Source organism: Streptococcus sp. 1449 (assembly GCF_013276805.1).
GTDB lineage: Bacteria > Bacillota > Bacilli > Lactobacillales > Streptococcaceae > Streptococcus > Streptococcus pseudopneumoniae.
Genome location: NZ_VMLS01000003.1, coordinates 102,729 through 121,451, shown reverse-complemented (window position 1 = coordinate 121,451; position 18,723 = coordinate 102,729). Strand labels below are relative to the sequence as shown.

General features: G+C 38.9%; 18 protein-coding genes and 1 pseudogene. 11 read left to right on the top strand and 8 right to left on the bottom strand.

Going from position 1 to position 18,723, the window contains the following annotated elements; genetic code table 11:
* From HT687_RS01265 to HT687_RS01255, 3 genes are all read right to left on the bottom strand, one after another.
* Positions 1-1,008: restriction endonuclease subunit S (locus tag HT687_RS01265; RefSeq protein WP_172924045.1), on the bottom strand; the 1,008-nt coding region annotated here is incomplete at its 3' end.
* Positions 1,008-2,471, bottom strand: coding sequence for a class I SAM-dependent DNA methyltransferase (locus HT687_RS01260; RefSeq protein WP_016397115.1), 1,464 nt, complete (start codon positions 2,469-2,471; stop codon positions 1,008-1,010). The genes HT687_RS01265 and HT687_RS01260, both read right to left, overlap by 1 nt.
* A 12-nt stretch (positions 2,472-2,483) precedes the next feature.
* Positions 2,484-4,817 (bottom strand): DEAD/DEAH box helicase family protein, encoded by a 2,334-nt coding sequence (locus HT687_RS01255; RefSeq protein WP_138699497.1) that lies wholly within the window; start codon positions 4,815-4,817, stop codon positions 2,484-2,486.
* 607 nt (positions 4,818-5,424) lie between these two features.
* On the opposite strand from HT687_RS01255, the pseudogene HT687_RS01250 reads away from it, so the two are divergent.
* The 6 genes and pseudogenes from HT687_RS01250 (at position 5,425) to dnaJ (ending at position 11,805) form a co-directional block, all read left to right on the top strand.
* Positions 5,425-5,935 (top strand): annotated as a pseudogene (locus tag HT687_RS01250) (DUF2812 domain-containing protein).
* Positions 5,936-6,098: 163 nt separating this feature from the next.
* Positions 6,099-7,133, top strand: coding sequence for a heat-inducible transcriptional repressor HrcA (gene hrcA, locus HT687_RS01245; protein WP_023935624.1), 1,035 nt, complete (start codon positions 6,099-6,101; stop codon positions 7,131-7,133).
* Positions 7,134-7,159: 26 nt separating this feature from the next.
* Positions 7,160-7,684, top strand: a complete 525-nt coding sequence (gene grpE, locus HT687_RS01240; RefSeq protein WP_023935625.1) for a nucleotide exchange factor GrpE — start codon at positions 7,160-7,162, stop codon at positions 7,682-7,684.
* Positions 7,685-8,160: 476 nt separating this feature from the next.
* Positions 8,161-9,984, top strand: coding sequence for a molecular chaperone DnaK (gene dnaK / locus HT687_RS01235; RefSeq protein WP_000034669.1), 1,824 nt, complete (start codon positions 8,161-8,163; stop codon positions 9,982-9,984).
* Position 9,985: 1 nt separating this feature from the next.
* A complete protein-coding gene (locus tag HT687_RS01230; protein ID WP_000114360.1) occupies positions 9,986-10,387 on the top strand; it encodes a hypothetical protein in 402 nt (133 codons plus the stop codon).
* A 278-nt stretch (positions 10,388-10,665) separates the two neighbouring features.
* Positions 10,666-11,805, top strand: a complete 1,140-nt coding sequence (gene dnaJ / locus HT687_RS01225) for a molecular chaperone DnaJ (protein ID WP_014017330.1) — start codon at positions 10,666-10,668, stop codon at positions 11,803-11,805.
* Between the two features lie 682 nt (positions 11,806-12,487).
* On the opposite strand, the gene HT687_RS01215 is transcribed toward dnaJ, so the two are convergent.
* Both HT687_RS01215 and HT687_RS01210 read right to left on the bottom strand, forming a co-directional pair.
* Positions 12,488-12,775 carry a hypothetical protein gene (locus tag HT687_RS01215; RefSeq protein ID WP_000777749.1) on the bottom strand — a complete coding sequence of 96 codons (288 nt, stop codon included), beginning with the start codon at positions 12,773-12,775 and terminating at the stop codon, positions 12,488-12,490.
* Between the two features lie 9 nt (positions 12,776-12,784).
* Positions 12,785-13,195, bottom strand: a complete 411-nt coding sequence (locus HT687_RS01210; protein WP_001278321.1) for an HIT family protein — start codon at positions 13,193-13,195, stop codon at positions 12,785-12,787.
* 67 nt (positions 13,196-13,262) lie between these two features.
* Here HT687_RS01210 and HT687_RS01205 point away from each other — a divergent pair, with 67 nt between their 5' ends.
* Together HT687_RS01205 and HT687_RS01200 are read left to right on the top strand one after the other, a co-directional pair.
* The gene (locus tag HT687_RS01205) at positions 13,263-13,994 is read left to right on the top strand and encodes an ABC transporter ATP-binding protein (protein ID WP_023935627.1); all 732 of its coding nucleotides are present in this window, start codon (positions 13,263-13,265) and stop codon (positions 13,992-13,994) included.
* A complete protein-coding gene (locus HT687_RS01200) occupies positions 13,991-15,040 on the top strand; it encodes an ABC transporter permease (RefSeq protein ID WP_000653756.1) in 1,050 nt (349 codons plus the stop codon). The genes HT687_RS01205 and HT687_RS01200 overlap by 4 nt, the downstream gene beginning before the upstream one ends.
* 61 nt (positions 15,041-15,101) lie before the next feature.
* Here the strand turns inward: HT687_RS01200 and HT687_RS01195 are convergent, their stop codons facing one another.
* Positions 15,102-15,431, bottom strand: a complete 330-nt coding sequence (locus tag HT687_RS01195; protein WP_023935628.1) for a hypothetical protein — start codon at positions 15,429-15,431, stop codon at positions 15,102-15,104.
* 28 nt (positions 15,432-15,459) lie between these two features.
* Complete coding sequence (locus HT687_RS01190; RefSeq protein WP_001130045.1) at positions 15,460-15,711, bottom strand: hypothetical protein; 252 nt, start codon at positions 15,709-15,711, stop codon at positions 15,460-15,462.
* Between the two features lie 358 nt (positions 15,712-16,069).
* Here HT687_RS01190 and HT687_RS01185 point away from each other — a divergent pair, with 358 nt between their 5' ends.
* The 3 genes from HT687_RS01185 to HT687_RS01175 are packed head-to-tail and all read left to right on the top strand — an operon-like array spanning position 16,070 to position 18,504.
* Positions 16,070-16,408 carry a LytTR family DNA-binding domain-containing protein gene (locus HT687_RS01185; RefSeq protein ID WP_023935629.1) on the top strand — a complete coding sequence of 113 codons (339 nt, stop codon included), beginning with the start codon at positions 16,070-16,072 and terminating at the stop codon, positions 16,406-16,408.
* A 4-nt stretch (positions 16,409-16,412) separates the two neighbouring features.
* Positions 16,413-17,150, top strand: coding sequence for a LytTR family DNA-binding domain-containing protein (locus HT687_RS01180; protein WP_023935630.1), 738 nt, complete (start codon positions 16,413-16,415; stop codon positions 17,148-17,150).
* Between the two features lie 13 nt (positions 17,151-17,163).
* On the top strand, positions 17,164-18,504 hold the full coding sequence (locus HT687_RS01175) for a sensor histidine kinase (RefSeq protein WP_023935631.1): 1,341 nt from the start codon (positions 17,164-17,166) through the stop codon (positions 18,502-18,504).
* A gap of 44 nt (positions 18,505-18,548) precedes the next feature.
* Here the strand turns inward: HT687_RS01175 and blpC are convergent, their stop codons facing one another.
* Positions 18,549-18,704 (bottom strand): quorum-sensing system pheromone BlpC, encoded by a 156-nt coding sequence (blpC, locus tag HT687_RS01170; protein WP_000358814.1) that lies wholly within the window; start codon positions 18,702-18,704, stop codon positions 18,549-18,551.
* Positions 18,705-18,723: the final 19 nt, after the last annotated feature.

The following is an 18,723-nucleotide window of genomic DNA, read 5'->3' as shown; positions in this document are numbered from 1 at the left end:
ATAATAAGAGTTATCATCTCCTTGGGAAACAATAGAAATGTCCAAATCTTTCTTTTTAATCTTGCCTTCTTCAAAGAGTTTTTGTTTTTCTGCTCGTATTTTTTCAAGTAAAACTTCGACTGATTCATCATTTGGGTCTTGTTCAACTAATTTTCCTTGCATAGCATATTGAAGAATAGATTTTTTTAGTTTATCTGGAAATTCTTTATCTAGCTGTTCGAGTCTATTATAACTTTCAGCATATTCATCTACTTTTTCTAAAGCTGATTCGATTGCTTCTATTATGCGTTGTTGTTCAGCTAGCGGAGGGAGAGGGATAAGAATAGAAGCAACTTTATCACTATTCAAGTTTTTCACAACAGCTCCACTAATTAGAGATAGAAATTGAGAATAAACTACATTTGATGAAAGAATATAGAATAGGTAATCTTTATTTAATGAGTTTTCATAGTTCGAAATAGCCAACCATCCATCGTGTATTGCACCATCAACATTCAAAATATAAGGTCTACCAAAACTCATAGAATTAGTTAACAAAAATGTACCTTTTTTTACAAATCTAGTTTTGTTAAGCCCTGATTTTTTGATTTTTTCTTTAACATTATTTATATACTTTTCACCCTTTTCAGTATCACCTATTTTTATCCAATTTATTCCATCTACTTCAGAAGTAAGATAATCTTTGATTGGTCGTGGAGAGCCACCTCTGACAATTTCAACCAATGTAGAAAACCTCACCCACTCCCAATTCTCAGGAATATCATAAGGAACATCAATTTCTTGAGCACTTCCATCAGCGAACTTCTCATAATGTTTCCCATCATCACCACGAAATATCTCAGTTTCCTTTTTATCTCGTTTGATTTTTCCTTCACTGATAAGTTTTTCTTTTTCAGCTTTAATTCTCTTTAATAATTCACTTGCAGGTTCGTCATTGGGATTTTGCGGCACTAATTTCCCTTCCATCGCTCTTTGGAGAATACTTGCTTTAAGTTGTTCTGGTGTCATTATTTGTCCTCCAACAACTGCAAAATATCAGCTAATACATTATCAATCTTATGATTTAAAGTTGCTCTTTCCGCTTGATAATTCTGAATCAACTCAAAGGGATTTAAGATTTCCTCTTCCTCTTTTGGAAAGCCACACTGGTCTAAATTATAATTCAACTCAGCCAATTCACTAGGTGTAAATGATTTAGATTTGTAGAACTTACCTTCCAGAATCTCTTCACGATTTTCCCACCAGTCACGAACAGGATTGAAGTGTTCTGACTTCATCGGCTTAGTTTTCGAGAAATTTTTATAACCATCTGGCATATCTAAACGATAAAACCAAGTTTCTTCTGTTTTCTTTGTTTTATCAAAGAAAAGAATGTTCGTATGGATTCCTGTATACGGTGCAAAGACACTATGAGGCAACCTAATAATCGTATGCAAGTTGAACTCATCTACCAGTTTTTGTTTCAAGCGAGTTTTTACACCTTCACCAAATAGAAAACCATCAGGTAAAATAACTCCAACACGACCATTTTCTTTCAAACGATACATAATGACAGCCATAAATAAATCAGCTGTTTCAGAACTCCGTAATTCTGCTGGAAAGTTATTTTTTATTGTTTCTAATTCTGACCCTCCAAAAGGTGGATTCATCATAATAATGTCAAATTTTTCATCATCCGTATATTCACGAACATTTTTCTCCAAAGTATTTCCATGAACAATTTTAGGGTCATCAATTTCGTGAAGAAACAGATTTGTAACTGCTAAAAGATGAGGAAATGCTTTCTTTTCAATACCAAAAACAGCTGTATTATATTTTTTGGTATCTTCACTAGTTTTACGTTGACTACTTAAACGGTTCAGAGTCGAAGTCAAGAAGCCTCCTGTTCCGCAAGCAAGGTCTGCCATTGATTCTCCAAGTTTTGGGTTAAGAACTTCGGCAATAAAATCAGTCGCTGCACGTGGCGTATAAAATTCTCCTGAATTTCCAGCATTTTGAATATCTTTAAGAATTTTTTCGTAAATATCATTAAACGAATGACGATCTTCAGGGCTATTGAAATCAACTTCATCAATAACATTGATGACTTGGCGTAACAAGACGCCATTTTTCATATAGTTGTTCGCATCTTCAAAAGCTGATTTAACAATCGTTTTTCGAATAGGCATATTTGAAGTTATTTCAAGCTCTTTCAACTCTTTGAATAACTTGTTATTGACAAAATCAAGTAATTCATCGCCTGTCAATACCCGCTCTCCATTTTGAGCATGAGCCCAATTCCGCCATTTTAATTCCTCTGGGATAATTGACTCATACTCGTCTTCTTCTAATTCCCAAACCATTTCACGGCTATCATAAATTTTTAAGAATAATAACCAAGACATTTGCTCAATACGTTGAGCATCACCATTAACACCAGCATCGTTTCGAGTGATATCTTGAATTCTTTTTACAAATGATGTAATTGACATACTTTCCTTTCATTAAGCTACTGTAAATAGCTCTTTCTCCAATTCTTTAATTGCTTGTAAATATCGTTTTTTATCTCCAAAATAAGTATTGATGATTTTGAAGGTTCCACCATATATCTGAAATTCTGGAAGTTTTAATGTTTCAATGCTTTCGAGTTCTCCAATACCTTTATCCATGTATTTGTCCAGTAAAATTTCCAAAACAGCACGCGCTTCCTCACTATATTTATATAAATATCCGCTTTGTTTGAGTTTATTGATACGTTCCGTCTTGGTTAATTCTTTTTGACCATAGGCAAGTTTTAGGAGTAAATCAAAATCATCGATTTCTTGTTCTGATATTCCCTCCGACTCTCGAATAGCATCTAGATAAACTCCTTTTTTATAAAGTTCGTCTAAGATAAGCTTCTTTTTATCCGCCGTATGCCAAACTGTGATAAAATCGTTCAAAGTGGCGTAGCTACCTAAGATATTCTTCCGAGTGTAGTCGGTCAGGCTTTCGGTAATCAGTTTCCCGTTTTCATCCAATACTTGAACAGTAGAATTAAGAATGGTAACCTGCTTGTCTGTAACGATATATTTTTCTACTGGGTCACCACCTTCGTTTACAAAACCAGGTGTAGTACCATTGTTTGTTTTTGCGCCCGTTTCCAGAACCTTCACTGGTTCGCCATCAAAATCAGGGTCAGCAAACAAATTGGTAACATTTCGAAAATCAATAATCGTAAAAAATTCTTTCCCCTTTTGAGGATAAAGACGTGTGCCACGACCAATAATTTGTTTAAATTCAGTCATGGATTGGATATTAGAGTCTAAAACAATCAAACGACATGTTTTAGCATTAACTCCTGTCGTTAATAATTTAGACGTTGTTACAATAGCGGGAAAATTAGAATTGACATCCATAAAGTTATCCAGTTGAGCTTTTCCTTCAGCGTTGTCACCAGTTACTTGCATGACATAACGATAGTCTTCTTGGACTAAGTCTAGATTCTCTTTTACAAGTGCAGCACGCATTCGCTCGGCATGGTCAATATCAACACAAAAAACAATTGTTTTATCAAATCGTGCATTGTTTTGCTTCATATAATCAGAAACAAACTTGGCAACTCTTTGCGTTCTATCATCAATGACAATGGTTTTGTCAAAATCTTTCCTGCCGTAGTACCTATCTTCTATTAATTGTCCGTTAGTATCAACTTTTCCAGTTTCTGGACGATAACCATCCACATCCACATCTAAATTAACCCTCATAACACGATATGGAGCCAAAAAACCATCCTCGATTCCCTGTTTTAAACTATAAGTATAGATTGGCTCACCAAAGTATTCCGTATTGGAAGCATTCTTGGTTTCTTTAGGAGTAGCGGTCATCCCAATCTGTGTCGCAGAACTGAAATAATCAATCACCTTACGCCAGTTACTGTCTTCCTTAGCTGAGCCACGGTGCGCTTCATCAATTATGACTAAATCAAAGAAGTCTTTGTCAAACTTTTGATAATGTGTTTCAGTTCCATCTTCACCAGTTAGTTGCTGATAAAGCCCTAGATAAATTTCAAAAGAATTTAATTTTTCAGGAGCAGTCAAAAGTTTTGGTGTAATTTTCGTCATTACCTTTTCGAATGGCCTAAAGTCTTCAGCCATCGTTTGGTCTACTAAGATGTTTCTATCTGCTAAGAATAAAACTCGTTTAGCCAAACCAGCTTTTCGAAGGCGATGAATAATTTGAAAAGCCATGAACGTTTTCCCCGTTCCTGTTGCCATCACAAACATTACTCGTTTTTGTCCTCTGGCAACTGTTTCAATAGTACGGTTGATAGCTATTTGCTGATAATAGCGTGGCGTTTTCATTGAGAAGGCGTCTGTATAGTATGGAGTTGAGATAGCTTCTGTAATTTCGTACGTCAATCCTTTTTCCTTCGTCATACGAGAAAATAATTCTTCACGAGTAGGGAATTCGTCTAACTCCAGCTCACGTTCTTCTCTCGTGATACGGTCGTGTTCAATAAAGCCATCACCATTCGAAGAATAAACAAATGGAACATCTAAAATCTCTCCATATTCAATAGCTTGTTGTAATCCTGCTCGAACGCTGTGTTTATTATCCTTTGCCTCAACAATTGCAATTCGAGTTCCAAATTGGTAATACAGTGAATAGTCTGATTTTTTTCCTTCTTTACGACGAGCCTTATCTCCTCTAACCTCAATTCGACCATCAGTGAAGTATTCTTCGTAAGCGATATGCTCACCATTTTTCCATCCTTTGGATACAATAGCAGGAGTGATGAAATTTGCTTTAATATCCTCCTCACTCATTTCTTTCTTAGACTTTATAAACTCAACCATATTGAACCCTCCGCATTCTAAAAATCTACTTCTCCATAAAATAAACTATCAGAACAAATTATACTTCTATTATATCACACTTATAAAAATACTCTGCTAAATTGTTGAAAATAAGTATGCAATATACTTTCGCATCGCGTCAGATTATCTCCGCATAACACCGCTATTTTCCGCTGTTTTCGGCAGGCGACTTATTATCATTCTATAAGCACTTTCAGTCGGGCTGGTGAGCTATTTTTCAAAAATAAATAATCACATTTAAACATTTTGAAAGTATAAAATATCTACATCAGTCGTTCAAAAACTGGCGTAAATTTTGCTATAATATTTTCGTTTAAATAAAGATTTTTTTATGCCAAACGGATTTTAACAATGCGGATGCTTCCTATTTTACTTCTCTTTTTAGCTCTACTACCGTTTTTCTCAAAGTTTGTCACTGGAGGTAGTTCTTTCAGTTGGAAAGTGTTTTTGATTTTCATAATAGATTGGGTTTTATTGATAGTTTTTGCGATTCAGATTTCTTATATTTTTTGGAGATTGAGTCAAAAGCGGAAAGAATTATCTAATAAATAACGCCAGGCATGTTTTCTAATTTTGGGGTAAGACAATGAATAGCAGAGTAGAATTTCGGATTTTCACCATTGTTGATTTGGACAAGGAAGAAGAACATTTACATGAGATGCATTTGAAAGGTTGGAGGTATAGAACGAGTCGTTTTGGTTTGTTCTATTTTGACCAATGTCAACCAGACGATGTCATCTACCGTATCTATGATTCTAGATTTCTTAAAAAAGTATAAGCATGAACTGCAAGATTTTAGAGATAGAGGTTGGGAATTGATAGGAGCAGGTTCTTGTTCGATTCTTCGTAAATCGTCTTCTGATTTACTTCCAGAGGATCAAGTCTATATGAGTAAGGGGCTCAAATGGGAAGTTATGCGATCTAGACTTCGTTCCTGTACAGCTACTTTCTCAGGTGGTCTTGTTGTTTGTATGAGTTTGTTTAGAGAGGATCTTTCTATGTCTTTCTTTCTTATTTTTGTTTTATATGCTTTTCTGATTTCTTATCTAATTCATGGTTATTTCAGACTAAAAAGGAAATACCGAGTAGATGAATAGCAAGGTTCTAGGTCTTCAGATTGATTTTTAGCACTCTTGATAAAAGAGTGCTAATTTTTTGAGTTTTTGTCTTGACATTCTCTTCTAAGGGTGTATAATAGAATCATAAGTTAGCACTTGGATGCATTGAGTGCTAATTGATCAGACAGAGAGGAGTGATGAGATGGTTACAGAGCGTCAGCAGGATATTTTAAATCTGATTATTGACATCTTTACCAAAACGCACGAACCTGTCGGATCAAAAGCCTTGCAAGAGTCTATTAACTCTAGCAGTGCAACCATTCGTAATGACATGGCGGAACTAGAAAAACAAGGGTTGCTTGAGAAGGCTCATACTTCAAGCGGTCGGATGCCAAGTATTGCTGGTTTTCAGTACTATGTAAAACACTCACTGGATTTTGATCAACTGGCTGAAAATGAGGTATATGAGATTGTCAAAGCCTTTGATCAGGAATTCTTCAAATTGGAGGATATTCTGCAAGAGGCTGCTAACTTGCTAACAGACCTGAGTGGCTGTACGGTAGTGGCACTGGATGTTGAGCCCAGCAGGCAACGTTTGACAGCCTTTGATATCGTTGTTTTGGGGCAACATACAGCCTTGGCGGTATTTACCCTAGACGAGTCGCGAACGGTTACTAGTCAGTTTCTGATTCCAAGGAACTTCTTGCAGGAAGATTTGCTGAAACTGAAGAGCATCATTCAGGAACGTTTCCTCGGTCACACCGTTTTAGATATTCACTACAAGATTCGGACGGAGATTCCGCAGATTATCCAGCGTTACTTTACAACAACGGACAATGTGATCGATCTCTTTGAACATATCTTTAAGGAAATGTTCAACGAAAACATTGTGGTGGCGGGCAAGGTTAATCTCTTGAATTTTGCCAATCTAGCAGTCTATCAGTTCTTTGATCAACCGCAAAAGGTGGCTCTGGAGATTCGTGAGGGGTTGCGTGAAGATCAGATGCAAAACGTCCGTGTTGCAGACAGTCAGGAGTCCTGTCTAGCTGACCTAGCTGTGATTAGTAGCAAGTTCCTCATTCCTTATCGGGGAGTTGGAATTCTAGCCATTATCGGTCCAGTCAATCTGGATTACCAACAGCTAATCAACCAAGTCAATGTGGTCAACCGTGTTTTGACCATGAAGTTGACAGATTTTTACCGCTACCTCAGCAGTAATCATTACGAAGTACATTAAGATTGAAATCATTAAAGGAGGCGAAAATGGCCCAAGATATAAAAAATGAAGAAGTAGAAGAAGTTCAAGAAGAGGAAGTTGTGGAAACAGCTGAAGAAACAACTCCTGAGAAGTCTGAGTTGGACTTGGCGAATGAACGTGCAGATGAGTTCGAAAACAAATACCTTCGCGCTCATGCGGAAATGCAAAATATCCAACGCCGTGCCAATGAAGAACGTCAAAACTTGCAACGTTATCGTAGCCAGGACTTGGCAAAAGCAATCTTACCATCTCTTGACAACCTTGAGCGTGCACTTGCAGTTGAAGGTTTGACAGATGATGTGAAGAAGGGCTTGGGGATGGTGCAAGAAAGCTTGATTCACTCTTTGAAAGAAGAAGGAATTGAAGAAATCGCAGCAGATGGCGAATTTGACCATAACTACCATATGGCCATCCAAACTCTCCCAGCAGACGATGAACACCCAGCAGATACCATCGCCCAAGTTTTCCAAAAAGGCTACAAACTCCATGACCGCATCCTACGCCCAGCAATGGTAGTGGTGTATAACTAAGATACAAAGCCCGTAAAAAGCTCGCAGTAAAAATAGGAGATTGACGAAGTGTTCGATGAACACAAGAAAATCTATCTTTTTTACTCAGAGCTTAGGGCGTGTTCGATTCGGCAATTCTGACGGTAGCTAAAGCAACTCGTCAGAAAATGGCAATCGCTATGGCATTTGCCTAGCCTCCTTATTAACTCGTCGTCGAAATAAAATCGATTTCGACTTCTCGTGTCGCAATTTACATAATAGAAAACTTGTCCGAAACGACAATAAACTATGAAGAAAGATAAGAGGCAAGCCGGAGGCTTGCAAGGAAGATATTTCCCGCCGTGGTAAAAGTTTCAGTAGCTTTTGCTACTGAAATAGGGGATTTTTGAGACAATAGGCTCAAAAATAAGTGATGAAATCCCGAAGGGAGTTGCTCACGTCCCCACCACTTAAGGGAAATATAAAAAAAGAAAATTAACTAACAAGGAGAAAAACACATGTCTAAAATTATCGGTATTGACTTAGGTACAACAAACTCAGCAGTAGCAGTTCTTGAAGGAACTGAATCAAAAATCATCGCAAACCCAGAAGGAAACCGCACAACTCCATCTGTAGTCTCATTCAAAAACGGAGAAATCATTGTTGGTGACGCTGCGAAACGTCAAGCAGTTACAAACCCAGATACAGTTATCTCTATCAAATCTAAAATGGGAACTTCTGAAAAAGTTTCTGCTAATGGAAAAGAATACACTCCACAAGAAATCTCAGCTATGATTCTTCAATACTTGAAAGGATACGCTGAAGACTATCTTGGTGAAAAAGTAACCAAAGCAGTTATCACAGTTCCTGCTTACTTCAACGACGCTCAACGTCAAGCAACAAAAGACGCTGGTAAAATTGCTGGTCTTGAAGTAGAACGTATTGTTAACGAACCAACTGCAGCAGCTCTTGCTTATGGTTTGGACAAGACTGACAAAGAAGAAAAAATCTTGGTATTTGACCTTGGTGGTGGTACATTCGACGTCTCTATCCTTGAATTGGGTGACGGTGTCTTCGACGTATTGTCAACTGCAGGGGACAACAAACTTGGTGGTGACGACTTTGACCAAAAAATCATTGACCACTTGGTAGCAGAATTCAAGAAAGAAAACGGTATTGACTTGTCTACTGACAAGATGGCAATGCAACGTTTGAAAGATGCAGCTGAAAAAGCGAAGAAAGACCTTTCTGGTGTAACTTCAACTCAAATCAGCTTGCCATTTATCACTGCAGGTGAAGCTGGCCCTCTTCACTTGGAAATGACTTTGACTCGTGCGAAATTTGACGATTTGACTCGTGACCTTGTAGAACGTACAAAAGTTCCAGTTCGTCAAGCCCTTTCGGATGCAGGTTTGAGCTTGTCAGAAATCGACGAAGTTATCCTTGTTGGTGGTTCAACTCGTATCCCTGCCGTTGTTGAAGCTGTTAAAGCTGAAACTGGTAAAGAACCAAACAAATCAGTAAACCCTGACGAAGTAGTTGCTATGGGTGCGGCTATCCAAGGTGGTGTGATTACTGGTGATGTCAAAGACGTTGTCCTTCTTGACGTAACACCATTGTCACTTGGTATCGAAACAATGGGTGGAGTCTTCACAAAACTCATCGACCGCAATACAACAATCCCAACATCTAAATCACAAGTCTTCTCAACTGCGGCAGACAACCAACCAGCCGTTGATATCCACGTTCTTCAAGGTGAACGCCCAATGGCAGCAGATAACAAGACTCTTGGACGTTTCCAATTGACAGATATCCCAGCTGCACCTCGTGGAATTCCTCAAATCGAAGTAACATTTGATATCGACAAGAACGGTATCGTGTCTGTTAAAGCTAAAGACCTTGGAACTCAAAAAGAACAAACAATTGTCATCCAATCAAACTCAGGTTTGACTGACGAAGAAATTGACCGCATGATGAAAGATGCAGAAGCTAACGCTGAAGCAGATAAGAAACGTAAAGAAGAAGTTGACCTTCGTAACGAAGTAGACCAAGCGATCTTTGCGACTGAAAAGACAATCAAGGAAACTGAAGGCAAAGGATTCGACGCAGAACGTGACGCTGCCCAATCTGCCCTTGATGACCTTAAAAAAGCTCAAGAAGACAACAACTTGGACGATATGAAAGCAAAACTTGAAGCATTGAACGAAAAAGCTCAAGGACTTGCTGTTAAACTCTACGAACAAGCAGCAGCAGCGCAACAAGCTCAAGCAGGAGCAGAAGGCACACAAGCAACAGGAAACGCAGGCGATGACGTCGTAGACGGAGAGTTTACTGAAAAGTAAGATGAGTGTATTGGCTGAAGAATATCTAAAAAATACACGAAAAGTTTATAATGATTTCTGTAATAAAGCTGATAGTTATGAGTCTGCAAAAGATTTTATAGATAATATTCCAGCAGTATATTTGGCTAGGTATAAAGCAATTATTTTAGCTGAGCATGAAAGTTGTGTTAAAAATGATGAGGCGGTAAGGAATTTTGTTACTTCAGTATTGTTGTCAGCGCTAGTATCAGCACTAGTATCAGCAACCATACAAAAACCAGAATTTATAATATCGTTTATAATGGGCATGATTTGGGTTGTCGGTGTATTCCTTCTAATCTATTGGAATTTTATAGCAAATACTAAGAAGAGACAAAAATATATAAATATTTCTGTACTTATAGGATATTTAAAATCAAAATAAAGTTAATTTACTTATTTGCAGAGGTTGCAACCCAGCCTCTGTTTTTCGATAAAAAGGGACGGAATATCATTTGTTTGGGTTTTGTCTCATCAATATGAAAGAAAGGAACAAATGTGTTCAGGGAATTGAACACGGGTTCCCAAATTTCTTACTTAATATAACAGAAAGGAATTGAACCCGACCTAAATTCTCGGAAAAAAGATAAATCTGTCTAGGAGCATCGCTCCAGCGTCAGATTTCCTATTTTTCAGTCGAATTTTACGGTCTTGGTATCTTGTATGAACAATACTGAATTTTATGATCGTCTGGGGGTGTCAAAAAACGCTTCGGCAGACGAGATCAAAAAGGCTTATCGTAAGCTTTCGAAAAAATATCACCCAGATATCAATAAGGAGCCTGGTGCTGAGGAAAAGTACAAGGAAGTTCAAGAAGCCTATGAGACTTTGAGTGACGACCAAAAACGGGCTGCCTATGACCAATATGGTGCTGCAGGCGCCAATGGTGGATTTGGAGGCTTCGGTGGTGGAGCTGGCGGTTTCAATGGGGCAGGTGGCTTCGGTGGTTTTGAGGACATTTTCTCAAGTTTCTTCGGCGGAGGCGGTGCTTCACGCAATCCAAATGCTCCTCGCCAAGGGGATGACCTCCAGTATCGTGTGAACTTGACCTTTGAAGAAGCTATTTTTGGAGCTGAAAAAGAAGTTAAATACAACCGTGAAGCAAGCTGTCGTACATGTAATGGCTCAGGTGCTAAGCCAGGAACCAGTCCAGTCACTTGTGGACGCTGTCATGGTGCTGGTGTCATTAACGTCGATACGCAGACTCCGCTTGGTATGATGCGTCGTCAAGTAACCTGTGATGTCTGTCATGGTCGCGGAAAAGAAATCAAAGATCCATGTACAACATGTCACGGAACAGGGCATGAAAAACAAGATCATAGCGTACATGTCAAAATTCCTGCTGGTGTGGAAACTGGTCAACAAATTCGCCTAGCTGGTCAAGGTGAAGCTGGATTTAACGGTGGACCTTATGGTGACTTGTACGTGGTTGTTTCTGTGGAAGCCAGCGATAAGTTTGAACGTGAAGGAACTACTATCTTCTACAATCTCAACCTCAACTTTGTCCAAGCAGCTCTTGGTGACACAGTAGATATTCCAACTGTTCACGGTGATGTTGAATTGGTTGTCCCAGAGGGAACTCAGACTGGTAAGAAATTCCGCCTACGTGGCAAAGGAGCTCCGAGTCTTCGTGGTGGTGCAGTTGGTGACCAATATGTTACCGTTAATGTCGTAACACCAACAGGCTTGAACGATCGTCAAAAAGCAGCCTTGAAAGAATTTGCAGCTGCTGGTGATTTAAAAGTCAATCCAAAGAAAAAGGGCTTCTTTGACCATATTAAAGATGCCTTTGAAGGAGAATAATACTCTTCGAAAATCAAATTCAAACCACGTCAGCGTTGCCTTGCCGTACTCAAGTACAGCCTGCGGCTAGCTTCCTAGTTTGCTCTTTGATTTTCATTGAGTATAAACAAAAAGAGCCGAGTGGCTCTTTTTGTTTATAGATTTTTTAAGACTTTCCTTAAGTAATGACGGACGGTAGCGATCTTCTTCGAAGTTCCATACCTAAACTTTGAGCCTAGGTCTCAAAGTTTCCGGACGAGTCTGAGACAAAAAGATTTTGATTTCAGGAATTCTTTATTATAAATTTTAAAAATCGATAGATTAGATAAAAAAGCGAACAAGACAGAATTCTGAGTGTCAGATAACTCGTTTTGTTCGCTTTTTATATTGAAGATTAGACTTTTATCCCAGACTCGTTTTCAGTACGGCGGAAAATCTTCGATTTAGTTGTGAAATGGTGAATGATACTCTTTAAAAATCTCCTCAAACCACGTCAGCGTCGGCTTGTCTACAACCTCAAAACTGTGTTTTGAGCTGACTTTGTCAGTTCTATTCACAACCTCAAAACGGTGTTTTGAGCAGCCTGCGCCTAGCTTTCTAGTTTGCTCTTTGATTTTTATTGAGTATGAGTTGCCTAAATTATGATGTATAGTTGATGGGATATAACTTGTTTACGTTTTAAAAAAGAGCCGACTGGCTCTTTTTACTTATCTTCGATTTCCTGTGTTTCTTTAATCACAGCTAGTCTAGTCTGGATATCCTTTTCCAAGACCTTAAACTTGTAAGTCAGGTCTTCTTGATATTCCTTGATGAGTTCTTTTTGCTGGTCAATGATTTGTAGGCTGTTTTGGATAATATCCACATCGTCCTTGATAGCTTGAACGCGGTCAGTGGTATTCAAGACTTCATCTGTGATGGTTTGGCGATTTTTTGTGAGCAGATAACTTCCAGCTGCAGCTCCTGCAAATAGCAATAGATTGGATAATTTCATGGCAACTCCTTAGGCATTTTTGATGGTTTCAGCGACTTGAGCGAGTTTGTCAAAGTCTGGTTCGTGGGCGATAAAATCAATCTTAAGGTCATCGTCAGCACTGTAGCGAGGTACGAGGTGAACATGGGTATGAAAGACGGTTTGACCTGCGACTTCTTCACAGTTAGCAATGATATTCATACCAGTAGCCTTGGTAGCTTTCATGACTTTTTGAGCTACTTTTGGTACTTGGGCAAAGAGTTGGCTGGCGCTAGTAGCATCCATTTCTAAAAGATTACGATAGTGTTCTTTTGGCACGACCAAGGTGTGTCCTGGTGTCACTTGAGAGATATCAAGAAAGGCAAGAACCTGCTCATCTTCATATACTTTTGAAGCAGGAATTTCCCCTGCGATGATTTTACAAAAAATGCAATCTGACATAAAATCTACCTCTACTGTACTGAATTTTGATATAATATAGCTACATTATACCAGATTTGGAGAAAATATGTTAGAAATTAAAAACCTGACAGGTGGCTATGTTCATGTCCCTGTTTTGAAAGATGTGTCTTTTACTGTTGAAAGTGGGCAGTTGGTCGGTTTGATTGGTCTCAATGGTGCTGGAAAATCGACGACCATCAATGAAATTATCGGTCTGTTGACACCTTATAGTGGCTCCATCAATATCAATGGCCTGACCCTGCAAGGAGATGCGACTAGCTACCGCAAGCAAATTGGCTACATTCCTGAGACACCTAGCTTGTATGAGGAATTGACCCTCAGAGAGCATATCGAAACGGTTGCCATGGCTTATGGTATTGAGCAAGATCTTGCTTTTGATCGAGTAGAACCTTTGTTAAAAATGTTCCGTCTGGACCAGAAATTAGACTGGTTCCCTGTTCATTTTTCAAAAGGGATGAAGCAGAAGGTCATGATTATCTGTGCTTTTGTGGTGGATCCAAGTCTTTTCATCGTGGATGAGCCTTTCCTTGGTCTTGACCCGTTGGCTATTGCGGACTTGATTCAGCTTTTGGAAGTGGAAAAGCAAAAAGGCAAGTCTATTCTCATGAGTACCCACGTGCTGGATTCAGCGGAAAAGATGTGTGATGCTTTTGTCATTCTTCACAAAGGGGAAGTGCGTGCTAAGGGAAATCTCCTGCAACTGCGCGAAGCCTTTAACATGCCTGAGGCTAGTTTGAATGATATTTACTTGGCTCTGACCAAAGAGGAGGACCTATGAAAGACTTGTTTTTAAAGAGAAAGCAGGCTTTTCGTAAGGAGTGTCTTGGTTATCTACGTTATGTTCTCAATGACCACTTTGTCTTGTTCCTGCTTGTCCTGCTGGGCTTTCTAGCCTACCAGTACAGTCAACTCTTGCAAGATTTTCCTGAAAATCATTGGCCCATCCTTTTGTTTGTAGGAATTACCTCTGTTTTACTGTTGCTTTGGGGTGGAATTGCCACCTATATGGAGGCTCCAGACAAGCTCTTTCTCTTAGTTGGAGAAGAGGAAATCAAGCTCCATCTCAAGCGTCAAACTGGCATTTCCCTAGTCTTTTGGCTCTTTGTACAGACCCTTTTCTTGCTTTTATTTGCGCCCTTATTTTTAGCCATGGGTTATGGCTTGCCTGTCTTCCTAATCTATGTGCTTTTGTTTGGGTTAGGTAAATATTTCCTCTTTCGTCAAAAGGCCAGCAAATTTTTCACTGAAACTGGACTGAACTGGGACTATGTCATTTCCCAAGAAAGCAAGCGCAAACAAGTCTTGCTTCGTTTCTTTGCCCTCTTTACGCAGGTAAAGGGAATTTCAAACAGCGTCAAGCGTCGTGCCTATCTGGACTTTATCCTAAAGGTTGTTCAGAAGGTGCCTGGGAAGATTTGGCAAAATCTCTATCTTCGTTCTTATTTGCGAAATGGAGATCTCTTTGCGCTCAGTCTCCGTCTGCTCCTACTTTCCTTGCTGGCGCAGGTCTTTATCGAGCAAGCTTGGATTGCGACAGCAGTGGTAGTTCTCTTTAACTACCTCTTGCTCTTCCAGTTGCTGGCCCTCTATCATGCCTTTGACTACCAGTATTTGACTCAACTCTTTCCACTGGACAAGGGGCAAAAGGAAAAAGGCTTGCAGGCGGTAGTCCGAGGATTGACCAGTTTTGTTTTACTTGTGGAATTAGTTGTCGGGTTGATTACCTTCCAAGAAAAACTAGCCCTTCTAGCCTTGCTGGGTGCAGGTTTGGTTTTACAAGTCTTGTATTTGCCTTATCAGGTAAAACGTCAGATGCAGGACTAACATTGCCTATATGACACTAAAAAAGAAGTTGAGTTCAGTTTGCCTCAACTTCTTTTATTTTCTACAAGATAATGGTTGGCCCGTAGAGGCTCAACTTGGTCTTGACTTGGTCAAAGTGGAAGCGGTCATAGGCCCGCCAAGCGGCGCGAGTTGGAGCATCTGGATCAAGAGCGCTGAGTCCCATGAGAAGACTGGAAGTCTGGTAAAATTTTTCCAGTTCAATCAAGACTCGATTATCCACTGTCTCAGCCTTGGCTAAAAAACCAAGAATAGAGTTTAATTGCTCCTGAAAGCGGACGTCGTCAGCGGTTGCCTGTTTGCATGCTTGGTAGGCTTTATTTAAGTCAGTAATCAAAGCCTGAGCTGTTTTGATGGGGTTTGTGTCTGTCATTTACGTGACCTCCTATATAATTTATGTTTTAAGGTAAGGGATTGTGTAAATCTCCTAGTGAGGCACCTATATTATTAGCAACATTGCCAACTATGTTGCCCCAATCAATGATACATTTACCATTATCAAGATTAGCTTTATTATATGAATATCCATTTCTACATAGTACATTATCGCTAATCATATGAAACGGAGAATACCATCCATATGGAATACTACCGCCATTTATATGAGAAAGTTCGATTGATGTTAATTGTTTTGTTTTATTTGACTTGGCCATAATTTTCTCCTTGTTATATTTACGTCAATTGCAATAGAGTATATTTATAGGGTGTTAATCATGGTGGATGTGAATAAATCATATGCACCCCTCCTTTTTTGATGATTTTTAAAGTTGTTGCAAACATAGTCTTTCTATAATCATAGTCTATCACTTTTATCTCCTTTTTCACCATCAAATCTTTAATTGTCCTTGAAATTTCCTGAATGGTCCTGTTAAGATTTTATGATAAAATAGTTGTAAGCTCATCATGATGTTGTAGAAAAATAGTCCTTTTAGGAGTTTTCAAAGACTGTTTAGGATTGGGTGTGCTTGTGTTAGACCTTTTCTGTTATTCTTTTCTTAGGAGGAGAATCCAATGAAACATATGATTATTCAGACACAGAAAACAGTTTATAAAGTAAACATCGACGATGTCTACTATATCCAAACACATCCAACTAAAGCCCATACCGTACAGATTGTTACAGAAGAAGCTAGTTTTAATATGGTTCAAAATTTAAGTGATCTTGAGAACCAATATGGGGAAACCTTGATGAGATGTCATCGAAATTGTTTGGTCAATCTTGATAAAGTAAAATCGATTGATTTTCAAGAAAGAATCCTTTTTCTCGGAGAAGAAGGTCAATACGCTGTCAAGTATGCCAGACGTCGCTATAGAGAAATTCGCCAAAAATGGTTGAAACAAGGAGAGTAAGAAGATGAGAATATTTGTTTTAGAAGATGATTTTTCCCAACAGACTAGGATTGAAACGACGATTGAGAAACTCTTGCAAGAACATCAGATCATTCCTAGCTCTTTTGAGGTATTTGGCAAGCCAGACCAGCTGCTGGCAGAGGTGCATGAGAAGGGAGCCCATCAACTATTCTTTTTGGACATTGAGATTCGAAATGAGGAGATGAAGGGTCTGGAAGTGGCTAGAAAGATTCGGGATTGGGATCCTTATGCTCTCATCGTCTTTGTGACGACTCACTCAGAGTTTATGCCCCTGTCCTTTCGCTACCAAGTGTCTGCTTTGGACTACATTGATAAGGCCTTGTCAGCAGAGGAGTTTGAATCTCGGATCGAGACAGCCCTCCTCTATGCCAATAGTCAAGATAGTAAGAGCCTGGCGGAAGATTGCTTTTACTTTAAATCAAAATTTGCCCAATTCCAGTATCCTTTTAAAGAGGTTTATTATCTTGAAACGTCGCCTAGAGCCCATCGTGTTATTCTCTATACCAAGACAGACAGGCTGGAATTTACGGCGAGTTTAGAGGAGGTTTTTAAGCAGGAACCCCGTCTCTTGCAGTGCCATCGCTCTTTTCTTATCAATCCAGCAAATGTGGTGCATTTAGATAAGAAAGAAAAACTGCTTTTCTTTCCCAATGGTGGAAGTTGTCTGATCGCGCGTTATAAGGTCAGGGAAGTGTCTGAGGCTATTAATAACTTACACTGAACTAGGAGAGTTTATGAATATTGTTTGGATATTATTGCATACACTCATTACTAATGGGCTAGAAATTGTCATTTTCTTTAAGGTAGATGGAATTAATCTTACTTTCGAGAGGATTTTTAAAGCCTTTCTTTTGAAGATACTGTTGGCCTTTGTTTTTGTAATGATTGGCTATATGGTAGGAAATGTTTACCTATCTTATTTTATGGAACCCTTGTACGGCATATGCTTGTCTTTCTTATTGTTAAGAGGGCTTCCTAAAAAACTCCTTTTCTTTTATGGTCTCTTTCCAATGATATTGGTGAATCTCTTTTATAGAGGAGTCTCCTATTTTGTGCTTCCATTTTTGGGACAAGGGCAAGTATATGATGGCTACTCATTTACTGGGTTATGTATAATAATTTTCAATTTCTTCATTTCTCTAGCCTTTTTGAAATGGTTGGACTATGATTTTACTAGTTTGAGAAGGGAGATTCTCGATACAGGTTTTCAAAAGTCCCTGACTAAGATTAACTGGATAATGGGGGCTTACTATTTGGTGATACAAAGTCTGTCTTACTTTGAATATGAGCAAGGTATTCAATCAACGACTGTTCGCCATCTCATCCTAGTGTTCTACCTCCTATTTTTTATGGGGGTTATCAAGAAATTGGATACCTATTTGAAGGACAAACTCCATGATAGACTGAACCAAGAGCAGGCCTTGCGCTATAGAGATATGGAACGCTATAGTCGGCATATAGAGGAGCTTTACAAGGAAGTAAGGAGTTTTCGCCATGACTACACCAACCTCTTGACTAGTTTACGTCTGGGTATTGAAGAGGAGGATATGGAGCAGATAAAAGAGGTCTACGGCTCCGTCTTAAAAGATTCCAGTCAGAAATTGCAGGACAATAAATATGACCTTGGGCGATTGTTGAATGTTCGGGACCGCGCCCTCAAAAGTCTCCTAGCAGGGAAATTTCTAAAAGCTAGAGAAAAGAACATTGTCTTTAATGTTGAAGTTCCTGAGGAGATTCAGGTTGAGGGGATGAGCCTACTTGATTTTCTAACCATTGTGTCTATCCTTTGTGATAATGCTATTGAAGCCAGTGCAGAGACTAGTCAACCTCATGTTTCAATTGCCTTTTTTAAAAATGGAGCACAGGAGACCTTTATCATTGAAAACTCCATCAAAAAAGAGAGCATAGATATTTCTGAAATCTTCTCCTTTGGAGCCAGTTCTAAAGGGGAGGATAGAGGAGTTGGTCTCTATACCGTCATGAAGATTGTGGAAAGTTATCCCAATGCTAGTCTCAATACTACCTGTCAAGATCAAGTCTTTCGTCAGGTGCTTACTATGATACCTACAGAATGATGAAAAAAATAAGACCGAGAGTTCTTGTTACTCGGTCTTATTTTTTATAGTTGTATTGGATGATGAAGTCCTTTCGTATTGTTATGCTTAATTATATTAAGGCTGTATAAGATATCTTCCCACAGTCCTCCACCTGTAATTTGGTTGAGTTCGGTAGTTGTTAGTTCTTGAAATGAAGTTAGGTTTTGTTTCTTATCCATGTTATGATTCTCCTTTTTG